Annotated in this window: 15 protein-coding genes and 2 tRNA genes; 16 read left to right on the plus strand and 1 reads right to left on the minus strand. The window is 57.7% G+C overall.

The window, feature by feature from the left end; translation table 11 throughout:
- The first annotated feature begins 193 nt into the window (after positions 1-193).
- The 6 genes from dnaJ to AACV02_RS17805 all read left to right on the plus strand — a co-directional run bounded on the left by dnaJ (position 194) and on the right by AACV02_RS17805 (position 7,764).
- On the plus strand, positions 194-1,318 hold the full coding sequence (gene dnaJ, locus AACV02_RS17780; RefSeq protein ID WP_119741042.1) for a molecular chaperone DnaJ: 1,125 nt from the start codon (positions 194-196) through the stop codon (positions 1,316-1,318).
- Positions 1,319-1,328: 10 nt separating this feature from the next.
- Positions 1,329-2,135: a 4-hydroxy-tetrahydrodipicolinate reductase gene (gene dapB / locus AACV02_RS17785; RefSeq protein WP_106579262.1), complete on the plus strand. Its 807-nt coding sequence runs from the start codon at positions 1,329-1,331 to the stop codon at positions 2,133-2,135.
- Between the two features lie 259 nt (positions 2,136-2,394).
- Positions 2,395-3,531: a glutamine-hydrolyzing carbamoyl-phosphate synthase small subunit gene (gene carA / locus AACV02_RS17790; RefSeq protein ID WP_106579261.1), complete on the plus strand. Its 1,137-nt coding sequence runs from the start codon at positions 2,395-2,397 to the stop codon at positions 3,529-3,531.
- Between the two features lie 105 nt (positions 3,532-3,636).
- A complete protein-coding gene (gene carB / locus AACV02_RS17795) occupies positions 3,637-6,858 on the plus strand; it encodes a carbamoyl-phosphate synthase large subunit (RefSeq protein WP_106579260.1) in 3,222 nt (1,073 codons plus the stop codon).
- The gene (greA, locus tag AACV02_RS17800) at positions 6,855-7,331 is read left to right on the plus strand and encodes a transcription elongation factor GreA (protein ID WP_083356716.1); all 477 of its coding nucleotides are present in this window, start codon (positions 6,855-6,857) and stop codon (positions 7,329-7,331) included. Before carB ends, greA begins: the two co-directional genes overlap by 4 nt.
- Before the next feature lie 28 nt (positions 7,332-7,359).
- Positions 7,360-7,764, plus strand: a complete 405-nt coding sequence (locus tag AACV02_RS17805; RefSeq protein WP_106579259.1) for an MFS transporter — start codon at positions 7,360-7,362, stop codon at positions 7,762-7,764.
- Positions 7,765-7,772: 8 nt separating this feature from the next.
- Here AACV02_RS17805 and AACV02_RS17810 read toward each other — a convergent pair whose 3' ends face one another.
- A complete protein-coding gene (locus AACV02_RS17810) occupies positions 7,773-8,081 on the minus strand; it encodes a YhbY family RNA-binding protein (RefSeq protein ID WP_106579258.1) in 309 nt (102 codons plus the stop codon).
- A 106-nt stretch (positions 8,082-8,187) separates the two neighbouring features.
- Here AACV02_RS17810 and rlmE point away from each other — a divergent pair, with 106 nt between their 5' ends.
- From rlmE to nusA, 10 genes are all read left to right on the plus strand, one after another.
- Entirely contained in the window at positions 8,188-8,838 is a 651-nt protein-coding gene (rlmE, locus tag AACV02_RS17815; protein ID WP_034117848.1) for a 23S rRNA (uridine(2552)-2'-O)-methyltransferase RlmE, read from the plus strand.
- 200 nt (positions 8,839-9,038) lie between these two features.
- Positions 9,039-10,949, plus strand: a complete 1,911-nt coding sequence (gene ftsH / locus AACV02_RS17820) for an ATP-dependent zinc metalloprotease FtsH (RefSeq protein WP_119741044.1) — start codon at positions 9,039-9,041, stop codon at positions 10,947-10,949.
- An 8-nt stretch (positions 10,950-10,957) separates the two neighbouring features.
- A complete protein-coding gene (folP, locus tag AACV02_RS17825) occupies positions 10,958-11,809 on the plus strand; it encodes a dihydropteroate synthase (protein WP_119741046.1) in 852 nt (283 codons plus the stop codon).
- Between the two features lie 16 nt (positions 11,810-11,825).
- On the plus strand, positions 11,826-13,163 hold the full coding sequence (gene glmM, locus AACV02_RS17830) for a phosphoglucosamine mutase (protein WP_106579255.1): 1,338 nt from the start codon (positions 11,826-11,828) through the stop codon (positions 13,161-13,163).
- 66 nt (positions 13,164-13,229) lie between these two features.
- Positions 13,230-13,985 (plus strand): triose-phosphate isomerase, encoded by a 756-nt coding sequence (gene tpiA, locus AACV02_RS17835; RefSeq protein ID WP_003194193.1) that lies wholly within the window; start codon positions 13,230-13,232, stop codon positions 13,983-13,985.
- Between the two features lie 4 nt (positions 13,986-13,989).
- The gene (gene secG / locus AACV02_RS17840) at positions 13,990-14,373 is read left to right on the plus strand and encodes a preprotein translocase subunit SecG (RefSeq protein ID WP_010206600.1); all 384 of its coding nucleotides are present in this window, start codon (positions 13,990-13,992) and stop codon (positions 14,371-14,373) included.
- Positions 14,374-14,395: 22 nt separating this feature from the next.
- Positions 14,396-14,481 (plus strand) — tRNA-Leu (locus AACV02_RS17845).
- 96 nt (positions 14,482-14,577) lie between these two features.
- A tRNA-Met gene (locus AACV02_RS17850) sits at positions 14,578-14,654 on the plus strand.
- A gap of 140 nt (positions 14,655-14,794) precedes the next feature.
- The gene (rimP, locus tag AACV02_RS17855) at positions 14,795-15,253 is read left to right on the plus strand and encodes a ribosome maturation factor RimP (protein ID WP_003235029.1); all 459 of its coding nucleotides are present in this window, start codon (positions 14,795-14,797) and stop codon (positions 15,251-15,253) included.
- Between the two features lie 47 nt (positions 15,254-15,300).
- Entirely contained in the window at positions 15,301-16,782 is a 1,482-nt protein-coding gene (gene nusA / locus AACV02_RS17860; protein WP_008057419.1) for a transcription termination factor NusA, read from the plus strand.
- The last annotated feature ends 2 nt before the right edge of the window (positions 16,783-16,784 follow it).

Raw genomic sequence — 16,784 nt, forward strand, 5'->3', positions numbered from 1 at the left:
CTGGCGGTGTGATCGGGAATGCTCCTGCTTCCTGGCGACAGTCACCGCGTTTTTGGCCGGGTACCTGGCTAAAAGCAGTAATGACCAGGATCGTTGAATTGACGTGAGTTGGGTCCGGGCCTGTATTGGGGCTCAACGAGTTTGGCGAGGCTCAGGAGGGTCTGGCCGAACGTCCTTAAGAGTGCAAAGACTTATGGCAAAGCGTGACTATTACGAAGTATTGGGTGTGGAGCGCGGCTCCAGCGAGGCAGACCTGAAAAAGGCTTACCGTCGCCTGGCGATGAAGCACCACCCGGACCGTAATCCGGATAGCAAAGAATCCGAAGAGCTGTTCAAAGAGGCCAATGAGGCCTACGAGTGCCTGTCTGATCCCAACAAGCGTGCGGCCTACGACCAGTATGGTCACGCAGGTGTTGACCCAAGCATGGGTGGCGGTGGTGCTGGTTTTGGTGGTCAGAACTTCTCCGATATCTTCGGCGACGTATTCAGTGACTTCTTCGGCGGAGGCCGTGGCGGCCAGCGTGGCGGCGCTCAGCGTGGCAGCGATTTGCGCTACACCCTGGAGCTGAACCTGGAAGAAGCCGTGCGTGGCACCAGCGTCAATATCCGTGTGCCGACGCTGGTCAATTGCAAACCGTGCGATGGCTCGGGCGCGAAGAAAGGCTCCTCGCCGATCACCTGCCCAACCTGCGGCGGTATTGGCCAGGTCCGTATGCAGCAGGGCTTCTTCTCGGTGCAGCAGACCTGCCCGCGTTGCCATGGCCAAGGCAAGATCATTTCCGATCCTTGCGACTCCTGCCACGGCGAAGGCCGCGTTGAAGAGTACAAGACCCTCTCGGTGAAAGTGCCGGCGGGTGTCGATACCGGTGATCGCATTCGCCTGTCGGGCGAGGGTGAGGCGGGTACTCAGGGCGGCCCTACGGGCGACCTGTATGTGGTGATCAATGTGCGCGAGCACTCGATCTTCCAGCGCGATGGCAAACACCTGTTCTGTGAAGTGCCAATCAGCTTTGTCGATGCGGCCCTGGGTGGCGAGTTGGAGATTCCGACGCTCGATGGTCGGGTCAAGCTCAAGATTCCCGAGGGCACGCAGACCGGCAAGCAGTTCCGTATTCGTGGCAAAGGCGTTGCGCCGGTGCGCGGTGGCGGTGCTGGCGACCTGATGTGTCGCGTAGCCGTGGAAACACCGGTCAACCTCGGGCGTCGTCAGCGCGAGCTGCTGGAAGAGTTCCGCAGTTCGTTGGAAGGTGATGACTCCCATTCGCCGAAAACTACCGGCTTTTTCGATGGCGTGAAGCGCTTCTTCGGCGACCTGTAAGGAAGTGAGTATGCGACGTATAGCCGTAATGGGCGCTGCCGGGCGCATGGGCAAGACGCTGGTCGAAGCGGTGCAGCAGCGCTCGCCGGCCTCCGGGCTGACGGCGGCGATTGTTCGCCCGGGCAGCACGTTGATCGGTGCGGATGCGGGTGAGCTGGCCTCGCTGGGGCGCATCGGCGTTTCGTTGTCGGGCAACCTGGAGCAGGTGGCCGACGAGTTCGACGTGCTGATCGATTTCACCCTGCCGGAGGTGATGCTGAAAAACCTGGCGTTCTGCCGCAAGGCGGGCAAAGCCATGGTGATCGGTACCACGGGCTTGAGTGCTGAGCAGAAGCAGTTGCTGGTGGAGGCGGGTAAGGTTATTCCGATCGTCTTCGCTGCCAATTTCAGTGTGGGCGTGAATCTGTCGCTCAAGTTGCTGGACCTGGCTGCTCGTGTGCTGGGTGATGAGGCGGATATCGAGATCATCGAGACCCATCATCGCCACAAGATCGACGCGCCGTCGGGTACCGCATTGCGCATGGGTGAAGCGATCGCCGATGCGTTGGGGCGTGATCTGTCGAAAGTCGCGGTGTATGGCCGTGAAGGTCATACCGGGGCGCGTGCACGTGACACCATCGGTTTCGCCACTGTGCGCGGTGGCGATGTGGTGGGTGATCACACCGTGCTGTTCGCCTCCGAAGGCGAGCGCCTGGAGATCACACACAAAGCCTCAAGCCGCATGACATTCGCCAAGGGTGCGGTACGTGCTGCCCTCTGGTTGGAAGGTCGTGAGGCGGGGCTGTACGACATGCGGGATGTGCTGGATCTGCACTAATCAGTAGCTAAAACGGGGGGTCAGGATTATCCTGAGCCCCCGTTTTTACCCGCTAAGCGACTTCCTGTCGCATTCCCCTGCCTTTAAGGCTCATTAGCGGTGGACCAAAAAAGCCTTTTTCTGTAAGCTACAGCTTTAGTGTGTCCACTAAAAGCGCGCAGAATAATTCAGTGAAGAAGCGGGGTGACGTGTCCATACGTCACTCCGCTTTTTTACAACCTGCGATCGCCCTTTCAGGCTTTATTTACGGGAGGTCTTCTTGACTAAGCCAGCCATACTCGCCCTTGCTGATGGCAGCATTTTTCGCGGCGAAGCCATTGGAGCCGACGGTCAAACCGTTGGAGAGGTAGTGTTTAACACTGCCATGACCGGCTATCAGGAAATCCTTACCGATCCTTCCTACGCCCAACAGATCGTTACCCTGACCTATCCGCACATCGGCAACACCGGTACTACACCGGAAGACGTCGAGTCTGATCGTGTGTGGTCGGCTGGCCTGGTCATTCGTGACCTGCCACTGGTTGCGAGCAACTGGCGTAACACGATGTCGCTGTCCGATTACCTGAAAGCCAACAATGTGGTGGCAATCGCCGGTATCGACACGCGCCGCCTGACACGCATCCTGCGTGAAAAAGGCTCGCAGAACGGCTGCATCATGGCGGGTGACAATATTTCCGAAGAAGCGGCGATCGCCGCAGCGCAAGGCTTCCCCGGTCTGAAAGGCATGGACCTGGCGAAAGTTGTCAGCACCAAAGAGCAGTACGAGTGGCGCTCCACTGTCTGGGATTTGAAGACCGACAGCCACGAGACCATCGCTGCAGCTGACCTGCAATACCATGTGGTCGCCTACGACTACGGGATCAAGTACAACATCCTGCGCATGCTGGTAGAGCGCGGTTGCCGCGTGACCGTAGTGCCGGCGCAAACCCCGGCCAGCGACGTGCTGGCCCTGCAGCCGGACGGTGTGTTCCTGTCCAACGGCCCGGGTGATCCCGAGCCTTGCGACTACGCCATCAAGGCGATCAAGGATGTGCTGGAAACCGAGATTCCGGTATTCGGTATCTGCCTCGGTCACCAACTGCTGGCCCTGGCCTCCGGCGCCAAGACTCTGAAAATGGGTCACGGCCACCACGGCGCCAACCACCCTGTGCAGGACCTGGACACTGGCGTTGTGATGATCACCAGCCAGAACCACGGTTTTGCGGTGGATGAAGCGACTTTGCCGGCTAACGTTCGTGCGATTCACAAGTCGCTGTTCGACGGTTCCCTTCAAGGCATCGAGCGCACTGACAAGAGCGCGTTCAGCTTCCAGGGCCACCCTGAAGCAAGCCCGGGCCCGAACGACGTAGCGCCGCTGTTCGACCGTTTCATCAATGAGATGGCCAAGCGACGCTGACTGAGCGGCTTGCGGGCGGCCCCGAATCTCGGTGGCCCCCGCAGGCTCTTCAAAGAGTGTTCAAGACGGCTTGCCGACTGACCTGCGGATTTGAGTGACAAACCCATGCCAAAACGTACAGACATAAAAAGCATCCTGATTCTCGGCGCTGGCCCGATCGTGATCGGCCAGGCCTGCGAATTCGACTACTCCGGCGCCCAGGCCTGTAAAGCCCTGCGCGAAGAGGGTTACCGCGTCATCCTGGTGAACTCCAACCCGGCCACCATCATGACCGACCCGGACATGGCCGACGCCACCTACATCGAGCCGATCAAATGGCAGACCGTTGCCAAGATCATCGAGAAAGAGCGTCCGGACGCGCTGCTGCCAACCATGGGCGGCCAGACCGCACTGAACTGCGCCCTGGACCTGGAGCGCGAAGGCGTCCTGGAAAAATTCGGCGTAGAGATGATCGGCGCCAATGCCGACACCATCGACAAGGCTGAAGACCGCTCGCGTTTCGACAAGGCCATGAAGTCCATCGGCCTGGATTGCCCGCGTTCCGGTATCGCCCACAGCATGGAAGAGGCCAATGCGGTCCTCGAGAAGCTCGGCTTCCCGTGCATCATCCGTCCGTCCTTCACCATGGGCGGCACGGGTGGCGGTATTGCCTACAACCGTGAAGAGTTCGAAGAAATCTGCGCCCGTGGTCTGGACCTGTCGCCGACCAAAGAGCTGCTGATCGACGAATCCCTGATCGGCTGGAAAGAGTACGAGATGGAGGTTGTCCGCGACAAAAAGGACAACTGCATCATCGTCTGCTCGATCGAAAACTTCGACCCGATGGGCGTGCACACCGGCGACTCGATCACCGTTGCTCCTGCGCAGACCCTGACGGACAAGGAATACCAGATCATGCGTAACGCCTCGTTGGCGGTACTGCGTGAGATCGGCGTGGAAACCGGCGGTTCCAACGTTCAGTTCGGCATCTGCCCGGACACCGGCCGTATGGTCGTGATCGAGATGAACCCGCGTGTATCGCGTTCTTCGGCGCTGGCATCGAAAGCCACCGGCTTCCCGATTGCGCGTATCGCTGCCAAGCTGGCGATCGGTTACACCCTGGACGAATTGCAAAACGAAATCACTGGCGGCGCTACGCCGGCATCTTTCGAGCCGTCCATCGACTACGTCGTGACCAAGCTGCCACGGTTTGCCTTCGAGAAATTCGCCAAGGCTGACGCTCGCCTGACCACCCAGATGAAATCCGTCGGTGAAGTCATGGCCATCGGCCGGACCTTCCAAGAGTCCCTGCAGAAAGCCCTGCGTGGCCTGGAAGTGGGTGTTTGCGGTCTGGACGAGAAGCTCGACCTGAGCAACCCGGAAAGCATGAGCGTGCTCAAGCGCGAGCTGACCGTGCCGGGTGCCGAGCGCATCTGGTACGTGGCCGATGCTTTCCGCGCCGGCATGACTGTCGAACAAATCTTCGGCATGAACATGATCGACCCGTGGTTCCTGGTGCAGATCGAAGATCTGATCAAGGAAGAAGAGAAGGTCAAGACCCTTGGTCTGTCCTCCATCGACCGCGACCTGATGTTCCGCCTCAAGCGCAAAGGTTTCTCCGATCAGCGTCTGGCCAAGCTGCTGGGTGTGACCGAGAAGAACCTGCGTACGCATCGTCACAAGCTGGATATCTTCCCGGTCTACAAGCGCGTTGACACCTGCGCGGCCGAGTTCGCCACCGACACTGCGTACCTGTACTCCACCTACGAGGAAGAGTGCGAAGCCGCGCCGTCGGGCCGCGACAAGATCATTATTCTGGGCGGCGGTCCAAACCGTATCGGCCAGGGCATCGAGTTCGACTACTGCTGCGTACACGCCGCTCTCGCCCTGCGCGAAGACGGGTACGAGACCATCATGGTCAACTGCAACCCGGAAACCGTTTCCACTGACTACGATACTTCCGACCGTCTGTACTTCGAGCCGGTAACTCTGGAAGACGTGCTGGAAATCTGCCGGGTCGAGAAGCCAAAAGGCGTGATCGTCCAGTACGGTGGTCAAACTCCGCTGAAACTGGCTCGCGCTCTGGAAGCAGCCGGCGTGCCGATCATCGGCACCAGCCCTGACGCCATCGACCGTGCCGAAGACCGTGAGCGCTTCCAGCAGATGGTTGAGCGCTTGAACCTGCGTCAGCCGCCAAACGCCACCGTGCGCAGCGAAGACGAAGCCATCCGCGCAGCCAGCAAGATCGGTTACCCGCTGGTGGTGCGTCCGTCCTACGTGCTGGGCGGCCGTGCGATGGAAATCGTCTACGAAGAAGAAGAACTCAAGCGTTACCTGCGTGATGCAGTGAAAGTGTCCAACGACAGCCCAGTGCTGCTGGATCACTTCCTCAACTGCGCCATCGAGATGGATGTGGATGCTGTCTGCGACGGCACCGACGTAGTGATTGGCGCGATCATGCAGCACATCGAACAGGCGGGCGTTCACTCCGGTGACTCCGCATGCTCGCTGCCGCCATACTCGCTGCCGGCGCACATCCAGGACGAGATGCGCGAGCAGGTCAAGAAGATGGCTCTGGAACTGGGCGTGGTCGGCCTGATGAACGTACAGTTGGCGCTGCAAGGCGAAGACATCTACGTGATCGAAGTCAACCCGCGTGCTTCGCGTACCGTGCCATTCGTTTCCAAGTGCATCGGTGTTTCCCTGGCGATGATTGCTGCCCGTGTGATGGCCGGTAAGACCTTGAAGGAAATCGGCTTCACCAAGGAAATCATTCCTAACTTCTACAGCGTGAAAGAGGCGGTGTTCCCCTTCGCCAAATTCCCTGGTGTGGACCCGATCCTGGGCCCAGAGATGAAGTCCACCGGTGAGGTGATGGGTGTGGGCGACACCTTCGGTGAAGCGTTCGCCAAAGCCCAGATGGGTGCAAGCGAAGTACTGCCGACTGGCGGTACCGCGTTCATCAGTGTGCGTGATGATGACAAACCGCTGGTTGCAGGCGTAGCCCGTGATCTGATCAACTTGGGCTTTGAAGTCGTGGCCACCGCCGGGACCGCCAAGCTGATCGAAGCTGCCGGCCTGAAAGTGCGTCGCGTGAACAAGGTGACGGAAGGCCGTCCGCACGTGGTCGACATGATCAAGAATGACGAAGTCACCCTGATCATCAACACCACCGAAGGTCGCCAGTCGATCGCGGACTCCTACTCCATTCGTCGTAATGCCTTGCAGCACAAGATTTACTGCACCACTACCATTGCTGCTGGCGAAGCCATCTGCGAAGCGCTCAAGTTCGGTCCGGAAAAGACCGTGCGTCGCTTGCAGGATCTACACGCAGGATTGAAGGCATGACCAAATACCCAATGACTGTCCAGGGCGCCAAGGCCCTGGAAGAGGAACACGCCCATCTGACCAAGGTCGTCCGTCCGAAGCTGAGCCAGGACATCGGTACGGCTCGCGAGCTGGGTGACTTGAAGGAAAACGCTGAATACCATGCTGCTCGCGAGCAGCAGGGTATGGTCGAAGCGCGGATCCGTGACATCGAAGGCCGTATGCAGAACGCGGTGATCATCGACGTCACGACCATCCCGCATACTGGCAAAGTGATTTTCGGTACCACCGTGGAAATCGCCAACGTCGAGACGGATGAGCGCGTTGTTTATCACATCGTCGGCGAGGATGAAGCTGACTTCAAACTCGGCAAGATCTCGGTTGGTTCGCCTCTTGCCCGCGCCTTGATTGCCAAGGAAGAGGGTGATGTGGTGGCGGTGAAAACACCTGGCGGCGTAATCGAGTACGAGATTGTTGAAGTTCGTCACATCTGAAAGACGGCGCCCGCTTCGTGCGGGCGCCATGCTTTGGCAGCTTGCCCAGATGCTTTGGGTGGGCGGCGTGTGGTTGTTACACATTGGTTTGCTGCCGACGCTGGGACTGATTGGCCTGGCGCCGTTGTTGATCGATGAAATCGACGGATTGCTCAGCGCGCTGCTGGTAGGTTTTGCGGCGGCGTGCGTGACGCTCCAGGTGCTGGTGCTGATCAAGGCCGAAGGCTTGGGGAGTTTGTGGCGGGATATTCGCGGCCAACTGCTGTTGATGGCGCTGTACGCATGCGCAATGTTTTGCGTGGTGCATACGTGGCTGCCGGAAGCGTTGCGCTGGCAGCTATTCAGCTATCTTGTGCTAGGGTTCTCCGGCTTGGTGCTGGTGTTGCAACCGGCGCCAGGATGGAGTGGCGGGGCGCGCGAAGCACGCCCGTGACCCTTTTATTACTTGAAGCGGTGTACGTTCGACAGTTGCTTGTTGACGCTGAAGTTCTTGCGATACAGCAGTGCCATCTTGCCAATGACCTGAACCAGATCCGCTTTGCCGACCTTGCACAGTTCTGCAACGGCGGCCAAACGCGCTTCGCGGTCAAGGATGTTGACCTTGATCTTGATCAGTTCGTGATCGCCCAATGCGCGTTCAAGTTCGGCTAACACACCTTCAGTCAAACCGTTGTCTGCCACAATCAGAACTGGTTTCAGATGGTGGCCAATGGATTTGTACTGTTTCTTCTGCTCTTGAGTGAGCGGCATAATCTGACCCCTGCGTCTGATCTTGTAAAAAGCGGCGGCCAGTTTACCCGAGCGAGTCCGGGACCGCCCAGTTAATCACGACCCGTTTTATTTTTCGAGGTGGCCCGTGGCCCGTTCCAAAACTAGCCTTAAGTGGCTGCAAGAGCATTTCAACGATCCTTACGTCAAAAAGGCGCAAAAGGACGGGTACCGTTCGCGGGCCAGCTACAAGCTCCTTGAGATCCAGGACAAGGACAAATTGATTCGCCCCGGCATGAGCGTTATTGATCTTGGCGCGGCCCCTGGTGGTTGGTCCCAGGTGACCAGTCGTCTGATTGGTGGGCAGGGCCGTTTGATTGCTTCCGACATCCTGGAAATGGACAGCATCCCGGATGTGACCTTTGTTCACGGTGACTTCACCCAGGACGCCGTGCTCGCAGAGATCCTCGAGGCGGTGGGAAATTCGCAGGTAGACCTTGTGATTTCCGACATGGCCCCCAATATGAGTGGATTACCGGCCGTCGATATGCCGCGCGCAATGTTCCTGTGTGAACTGGCGCTGGATTTGGCGGGTCGGGTGTTGCGTCCGGGTGGGGATTTTCTGGTGAAAGTCTTCCAGGGCGAAGGTTTTGACGAGTACCACAAGAACATTCGCAAGTTGTTCGACAAGGTGCAAACGCGCAAGCCAGACTCTTCTCGGGACAGGTCTCGAGAGCAATACCTGTTGTGCCGCGGCTTCCGCGGTGTTGAAGGTGCGGCGAGTGAAGAGCGTTTTTGAGGAATTCGAGGAAGGCGATAGGTTTTTTTATATCGCTTTCGTCACGAAGCTTTACGAATATTGTGTAGTCAAAGTTTCACAAAGGGTTACAGACGGCGCCTGCCAGAGTTGTAGGTAATGTAGTAAGTTAGGCCGGTGAATATCATGCGAAGCGCGCGCCAGTAGCGGAGCTTGCTTCAGAGGGTAGTTAATTGAACGATATGGCAAAGAATCTGATCCTGTGGTTGATCATCGCGGCAGTCCTGGTGACGGTGATGAACAACTTCTCCAGCCCTAACGAGCCGCAGACCCTCAACTATTCCGACTTCATCCAGCAAGTTAAGGATGGCAAGGTCGAGCGCGTAGCGGTTGATGGCTATGTGATCACCGGCAAGCGCAACGATGGCGACAGCTTCAAGACCATTCGTCCGGCTATTCAGGACAACGGTCTGATTGGCGATTTGGTGGATAACCACGTAGTCGTCGAAGGCAAGCAGCCTGAGCAGCAGAGCATCTGGACTCAACTCCTGGTGGCCAGCTTCCCGATACTGGTGATTATCGCTGTGTTCATGTTCTTCATGCGCCAGATGCAAGGCGGTGCGGGAGGCAAGGGTGGGCCGATGAGCTTCGGCAAGAGCAAGGCACGCCTGCTCTCCGAGGATCAGGTGAAGACAACCCTGGCTGACGTTGCAGGTTGCGACGAAGCCAAGGAAGATGTTGGTGAGTTGGTCGAGTTCCTGCGCGATCCGGGCAAGTTTCAACGCCTGGGTGGCCGTATTCCACGCGGCGTATTGATGGTTGGTCCTCCGGGTACCGGTAAAACCTTGCTGGCCAAGGCGATTGCCGGCGAAGCCAAAGTGCCGTTCTTCACCATTTCCGGTTCTGACTTCGTCGAAATGTTTGTTGGTGTGGGTGCCAGCCGTGTTCGCGATATGTTCGAACAGGCCAAGAAGCACGCACCGTGCATCATCTTCATTGATGAAATCGACGCTGTTGGTCGCCATCGTGGTGCTGGCATGGGCGGCGGTCACGATGAGCGTGAGCAGACCCTCAACCAGTTGCTGGTTGAGATGGACGGCTTCGAAATGAATGATGGCATCATCGTCATTGCTGCGACTAACCGCCCTGACGTATTGGACCCTGCGCTGCTGCGTCCAGGTCGTTTTGACCGTCAGGTGGTGGTTGGCCTGCCGGATATCCGCGGTCGCGAACAGATTCTGAAGGTGCACATGCGCAAAGTACCGATGGGCGACGACGTGGCGCCTGCCGTGATTGCTCGTGGCACGCCAGGTTTCTCCGGTGCAGACCTTGCCAACCTGGTGAACGAGGCTTCGTTGTTCGCTGCCCGTACCGGTAAGCGCATCGTTGAAATGAAAGAGTTCGAGCTGGCAAAAGACAAGATCATGATGGGCGCCGAGCGCAAATCCATGGTCATGTCTGAAAAAGAGAAGCAGAACACCGCTTATCACGAAGCCGGTCACGCCATTGTGGGTCGTGTTGTGCCTGAGCATGACCCGGTTTACAAAGTGTCGATCATCCCTCGTGGTCGCGCGCTGGGTGTCACCATGTTCCTGCCGGAAGAGGATCGTTACAGCCTCTCCAAGCGAGCGCTGATCAGCCAGATCTGCTCGCTGTACGGTGGCCGAATTGCTGAAGAAATGACCTTGGGCTTTGACGGTGTGACCACCGGTGCCTCCAACGACATCATGCGCGCCAGCCAGATTGCGCGAAACATGGTGACCAAGTGGGGCTTGTCGGAGAAACTTGGTCCATTGATGTATGCCGAAGAAGATGGCGAAGTGTTCCTGGGGCGTGGCGGCGGCGGTCAAAGCGCCAGCTTCTCCGGTGAGACGGCCAAGCTGATCGACTCCGAGGTGCGCAGCATCATTGACCAGTGCTACGGCACTGCCAAGCAGATCCTGACTGACAACCGCGACAAGCTGGATGCAATGGCTGATGCGCTGATGAAGTACGAGACCATTGACGCCGACCAGATCGACGATATTATGGCCGGTCGTACGCCTCGTGAGCCTCGCGACTGGGAAGGCGGTTCAGGCACCTCTGGCACCCCGCCAGTGGTTCAGAACGAACGCCCTGAAACCCCGATCGGTGGCCCTGCGGCTGACCACTAAGGTTTGAAATGACTTCTGCGTCGTCCTCCACCCGGTTGCCTTGCGGCAACCGGGTTCTTGATTTGGCCCATACACACGTCATGGGCATTCTTAATGTAACTCCTGATTCCTTTTCCGACGGCGGCCGTTTCAGTCAGCAGGACGCTGCGTTGCGTCACGCCGAGGCTATGGTGCTGGCGGGGGCAACGTTGATTGATGTTGGTGGCGAATCGACTCGCCCCGGAGCGCGTGTTGTTTCTCCCTTGGAGGAGCTGGAGCGCGTTGCACCGATAGTTGAGCGTATCGCCCGCGAGCTTGATGTGATCATCTCGGTTGATACATCCACGCCGGCAGTAATGCGTGAGACGGCGCGCCTGGGTGCGGGCCTGATCAACGATGTGCGCTCCCTACAACGAGACGGAGCTCTGGATGCCGCGGCGGCAACCGGCCTGCCGGTGTGCCTGATGCATATGCTGGGAGAGCCCGGCAACATGCAGGACAGCCCGCATTACGACGACTTGGTGAGTGAAGTGAGTGGATTTCTTGCTGAAAGGATCGCTCAGTGCGCCAAGGCGGGAATCGCTGCCGATAAGATCATCCTTGATCCCGGGTTTGGCTTTGCCAAGACGCTTCAGCACAATTTGAGCCTCTTTAAACATATGGAAGCCCTGCACGCCCTTGGTCGGCCTTTGTTGGTCGGTGTTTCGCGCAAGAGCATGATAGGGCTGGCCTTGAACCGCCCGGTAGGCGAGCGGCTGTACGGCGGTCTGGCGCTTGCTGCGCTTGCCATGACCAAAGGCGCGCGAATTTTACGCGTGCATGATGTCGCCGAGACAGTCGATGTGGTGCGTATGATTGCCGCTGTAGAATCAGCCGAATAAGAATGACGGAGCACTTATGACTAAAAAATATTTTGGCACCGACGGTATTCGCGGTCGGGTCGGTGAATTCCCGATTACTCCTGATTTCATGCTCAAGCTGGGCTGGGCGGCAGGCATGGCGTTCCGCAGCATGGGCGCTTGCCGGATTCTGGTGGGCAAGGACACCCGTATTTCGGGTTATATGTTCGAATCCGCGCTGGAGGCGGGTTTATCCGCCGCCGGTGCTGATGTGATGCTGTTGGGGCCAATGCCGACGCCTGCGATCGCTTACCTGACGCGTACCTTTCACGCTGAAGCCGGTATCGTGATCAGTGCGTCGCACAATCCCCATGATGACAATGGCATCAAATTCTTCTCGGGCCAGGGCACCAAGTTGCCGGACGAGATCGAGTTGATGATTGAAGAGTTATTGGATGCACCGATGACGGTGGTTGAGTCCAGCAAGTTGGGCAAGGTGTCGCGTATCAACGACGCATCGGGCCGTTATATCGAATTTTGCAAGAGCAGCGTGCCGAGCAGTACCAATTTTGCCGGGCTGAAGATCGTTATCGACTGTGCCCACGGTGCAACCTATAAGGTGGCTCCAAGTGTGTTCAAAGAGCTGGGTGCGGACGTGACGGTGCTGTCGGCGCAACCGAACGGCTTGAACATCAATGATAATTGCGGCTCTACCCACATGGGGCAGTTGCAGGCGGCCGTTCTGGCTGAGCATGCCGACCTGGGCATCGCCTTTGATGGCGATGGCGACCGCGTGTTGATGGTGGATCACACCGGTACCGTGGTTGATGGCGATGACCTGCTGTTTATCATTGCTCGCGACCTGCATGAGCGTAACAAGCTGCAAGGTGGTGTCGTCGGCACATTGATGAGTAATCTTGGGCTTGAGCTCGCTCTGGCTGAGCTGGGTATTCCGTTCGTACGCGCCAACGTCGGTGACCGGTATGTGATCGCCGAGCTGCTGGAGCGTAACTGGCAGGTGGGGGGTGAAAACTCCGGGCATGTTGTCTGCTTCCAGCACACCACTACGGGCGATGCCATCATTGCTGCTCTGCAAGTGTTGTTGTCGTTGCGTCGCCGTGAAGAGAGTCTCGCTCAGGCGCGACAGGCGCTGCGTAAGTGCCCGCAGGTTCTGCTCAATGTGCGTTTTGCCGGTGGCGAAAACCCGATTGAGCACCCAGCTGTCAAAGACGCATGCGAGCGCGTGACCCTGGCAATGGCGGGGCGTGGGCGGGTGCTGTTGCGCAAGTCCGGCACAGAGCCTCTGGTGCGAGTCATGGTCGAAGGTGAAGACGAAACACAGGTTCGTGGCCATGCCGAAGACCTGGCAAAACTGGTAACTGAAATTTGCGCCTGAATTCGGCTTGCCAGTGATGATGTGGTTGGGTAACATCTGCGCCCACTTTGACCGACGAGGTACAGCATGCGTCGCACTATGGTAGCTGGTAACTGGAAGATGCACGGTACCCGCGCCAGTGTCGCTGAGCTGATCAATGGCCTTCGTCACTTGGCCTTGCCTAGCGGTGTTGATGTTGCGGTTTTCCCGCCTTGCTTGCATATCAACCAGGTTGTTGATGGCTTGAAAGGTAAGTCGATTCAGGTCGGCGCGCAGAACTCTGCGGTGGAGCCCATGCAAGGTGCGTTGACCGGCGAGATTTCGCCGAGTCAGCTGGTAGATGCGGGTTGTTCCTATGTGCTTGTCGGGCACTCCGAGCGCCGTCAGATGATGGGCGAGCGTGATGGGACGCTCAATCGCAAGTTCGCAGCAGCACAGGCTTGTGGCTTGATTCCAGTGTTGTGCATAGGGGAGACCCTGGAGCAGCGTGAATCGGGCAAGACTCTTGAAGTTGTCTCGCGTCAGCTGGGCAGCATCATCGAGGAGCTGGGTGTTGGTGCGTTTGCAAAGGCAGTCATTGCTTACGAGCCGGTCTGGGCCATTGGCACCGGGCTGACTGCTACACCGCAACAGGCGCAGGATGTGCACGCAGCCATCCGCGCTCAGTTGGCGGCAGAGAATTCTGAAGTCGCGCAAGGTGTGCGGCTTCTATACGGCGGCAGCGTGAAGGCGGCCAATGCGGTCGAACTGTTCGGCATGCCGGATATCGATGGGGGGCTCATTGGTGGAGCTTCCCTGAATGCAGATGAGTTCGGTGCGATCTGTCGCGCCGCGGGAAACTGAAAAAATGCTGGAAACAGTCGTAGTCGTTTTTCATCTGTTGGCTGCCCTGGGCGTAGTTGCCCTGGTTTTGTTGCAACAGGGTAAAGGTGCGGATGCTGGTGCGTCTTTCGGTGCAGGTGCTTCAAATACTGTGTTCGGAAGCCAAGGTTCCTCTACCTTTCTTAGTAAGTTTACTGCTATACTTGCCGCCGGTTTCTTCATAACCAGCTTGGGGTTAGGTTACTTTGCTAAAGAGAAAGCTCATGTGCTGACTCAAGTAGGTCTCCCAAATCCAGCAGTGTTGGAAGTACCAAAAGCAAAACCGGCTTCTGATGATGTCCCGGTGCTTCAAGAGCAAAAGTCGGCTACTCCAGCGACTGACGTACCTCCAGCTCAAGAGCAGAAGTAAGAAGGGTTGTAAACGCTGTATTGCCGAGGTGGTGGAATTGGTAGACACGCAACCTTGAGGTGGTTGTGCCCATAGGGTGTAGGGGTTCGAGTCCCCTTCTCGGTACCAATTATCAGGAGAGCCCGCTGTTGCGGGCTTTCTTGTAGGTGGAAGGTTACATTGACCCTGTAAGGGATCGGTCGTATACTTCCGCCCCAGCTTTGTCGCGGGGTGGAGCAGTCTGGTAGCTCGTCGGGCTCATAACCCGAAGGTCGTCGGTTCAAATCCGGCCCCCGCAACCAGTTTTAGCGGAGCCCCTTTTAAGGGGCTTTTTGTTAGCTGGACACTTTCAACGCCGCTGTTCGACGGCGTTTCAAGGATGGGCGTTTCGCCCATTTTTTTATTTTGCACAGCATGCACATACATGCACGAGGGGGTTCAGGTGTCGAGCAAGCTAGAAGAGTTGCAGGCCTTGCTGGCCCCGGTGGTCGTGGCCCTAGGCTATGAATGCTGGGGTATTGAGTTTTCGGCTCAAGGTCGCCACTCAATGTTGCGCGTTTATATCGATAAAGAGGGCGGCGTGCTGGTGGACGATTGTGCCATTGTCAGCCGTCAGATCAGCGGTGTCCTGGATGTTGAAGATCCGATTTCCGTTGAATACACCCTCGAAGTTTCCTCGCCTGGCATGGAACGCCCACTGTTCACTATTGATCAGTTTGCAAAATTTGCCGGTGAACAAGTGAAGATCAAGCTGCGTTCTCCCTTTGAAGGGCGACGCAACTTTCAGGGCCTTCTGCGCGGTGTAGAAGAACAGGATGTCGTGGTGCAGGTAGAAGACCATGAATTCCTGTTGCCGATCGATATGATCGACAAGGCCAACATTATTCCCAGTTTTGACTGAGACGCGGATCCCGCGGATCCAATGGCTTGCGAAAGGCGAGGCGTACGATGAGCAAAGAAGTACTGCTGGTTGTTGAGTCGGTATCCAATGAAAAGGGCGTACCGGCAAACGTGATTTTTGAAGCGCTGGAGCTGGCCCTGGCCACTGCTACCAAAAAGCGTTTTGAAGACGAAGTTGATCTGCGTGTGGAAATCAACCGCCACACCGGTGCCTATGAGACTTTCCGTCGCTGGACGGTCGTCGAAGAAGCCGATCTTGATGATCCGGCCATCGAAACCTGGCCGAGCAAGGTTGCTGAAACGCACCCTGGCGCCAAGGTCGGTGATGTCGTCGAAGAAAAGATCGAATCGATCGAATTCGGCCGTATTGCTGCACAGACCGCTAAGCAGGTCATCGTGCAGAAGGTTCGCGAAGCTGAGCGCGCTCAAGTCGTTGACGCTTATCGCGAGCGCCTGGGTGAAATCATCTCCGGTACCGTGAAAAAAGTTACTCGCGACAACGTGATCGTTGACCTGGGCAACAACGCTGAAGCGTTGCTGGCCCGCGAAGACATCATCTCTCGCGAAACCTTCCGTGTCGGCGTGCGTCTGCGTGCGCTGCTCAAGGAAATCCGCACCGAGAACCGCGGCCCTCAGCTGATCCTGTCGCGTACCGCGCCGGAAATGCTGATCGAGCTGTTCCGTATCGAAGTGCCGGAAATTGCCGAAGGCCTGATCGAAGTCATGGCTGCGTCCCGCGACCCGGGTTCGCGCGCCAAGATCGCGGTCCGCTCCAAGGACAAACGCATCGACCCGCAGGGCGCTTGCATTGGTATGCGCGGTTCGCGCGTCCAGGCAGTGTCGGGCGAGTTGGGCGGTGAGCGTGTGGACATCGTCCTGTGGGACGATAACCCGGCGCAGTTCGTAATTAACGCCATGTCGCCGGCTGAAGTGGCGGCAATTATCGTTGACGAAGATGCCCATGCAATGGACATCGCCGTTGGCGCAGATAATCTGGCTCAGGCCATTGGTCGTGGTGGTCAGAACGTGCGTCTGGCCAGCCAACTGACCGGCTGGACCCTGAACGTGATGACCGAATCGGACATCCAGGCTAAGCAGCAAGCTGAAACCGGTGACATCCTGCGCAACTTCATCGACGAGCTGGAAGTCGACGAAGACCTGGCGCAGGTGCTGGTAGATGAAGGCTTCACCAGCCTGGAAGAGATTGCCTACGTACCGTTGGAAGAAATGCTCAACATCGACGGCTTTGACGAAGACACCGTCAACGAGCTTCGCGCTCGGGCCAAGGATCGTTTGTTGACTAAAGCCATCGCTACTGAGGAAAAGCTGGCAGACGCCCATCCGGCCGAAGACCTGCTCTCGCTTGAGGGTATGGACAAGGATTTGGCGATGGAACTGGCGGTGCGCGGCGTAATTACCCGCGAAGACCTGGCCGAGCAGTCTATTGACGATCTGCTCGACATCGACGGCATTGACGATGATCGTGCCGGCAAGTTGATCATGGCCGCCCGAGCCCATTGGTTCGAGTAACT

The organism is Pseudomonas sp. Larv2_ips (genome assembly GCF_963879675.1).
In the GTDB taxonomy this organism is placed as follows: Bacteria; Pseudomonadota; Gammaproteobacteria; order Pseudomonadales; family Pseudomonadaceae; genus Aquipseudomonas.

Bases quoted from the DNA above. Each gene is read 5' to 3' on its own strand.
- dnaJ (WP_119741042.1), top strand. From the start codon at position 194: ATGGCAAAGCGTGACTATTACGAAGTATTGGGTGTGGAGCGCGGCTCC.
- dapB (WP_106579262.1), top strand. From the start codon at position 1,329: ATGCGACGTATAGCCGTAATGGGCGCTGCCGGGCGCATGGGCAAGACG.
- carB (WP_106579260.1), top strand. From the start codon at position 3,637: ATGCCAAAACGTACAGACATAAAAAGCATCCTGATTCTCGGCGCTGGC.
- greA (WP_083356716.1), top strand. From the start codon at position 6,855: ATGACCAAATACCCAATGACTGTCCAGGGCGCCAAGGCCCTGGAAGAG.
- AACV02_RS17805 (WP_106579259.1), top strand. From the start codon at position 7,360: ATGCTTTGGCAGCTTGCCCAGATGCTTTGGGTGGGCGGCGTGTGGTTG.
- AACV02_RS17810 (WP_106579258.1), bottom strand. From the start codon at position 8,081: ATGCCGCTCACTCAAGAGCAGAAGAAACAGTACAAATCCATTGGCCAC.
- ftsH (WP_119741044.1), top strand. From the start codon at position 9,039: ATGGCAAAGAATCTGATCCTGTGGTTGATCATCGCGGCAGTCCTGGTG.
- folP (WP_119741046.1), top strand. From the start codon at position 10,958: ATGACTTCTGCGTCGTCCTCCACCCGGTTGCCTTGCGGCAACCGGGTT.
- glmM (WP_106579255.1), top strand. From the start codon at position 11,826: ATGACTAAAAAATATTTTGGCACCGACGGTATTCGCGGTCGGGTCGGT.
- tpiA (WP_003194193.1), top strand. From the start codon at position 13,230: ATGCGTCGCACTATGGTAGCTGGTAACTGGAAGATGCACGGTACCCGC.
- secG (WP_010206600.1), top strand. From the start codon at position 13,990: ATGCTGGAAACAGTCGTAGTCGTTTTTCATCTGTTGGCTGCCCTGGGC.
- nusA (WP_008057419.1), top strand. From the start codon at position 15,301: ATGAGCAAAGAAGTACTGCTGGTTGTTGAGTCGGTATCCAATGAAAAG.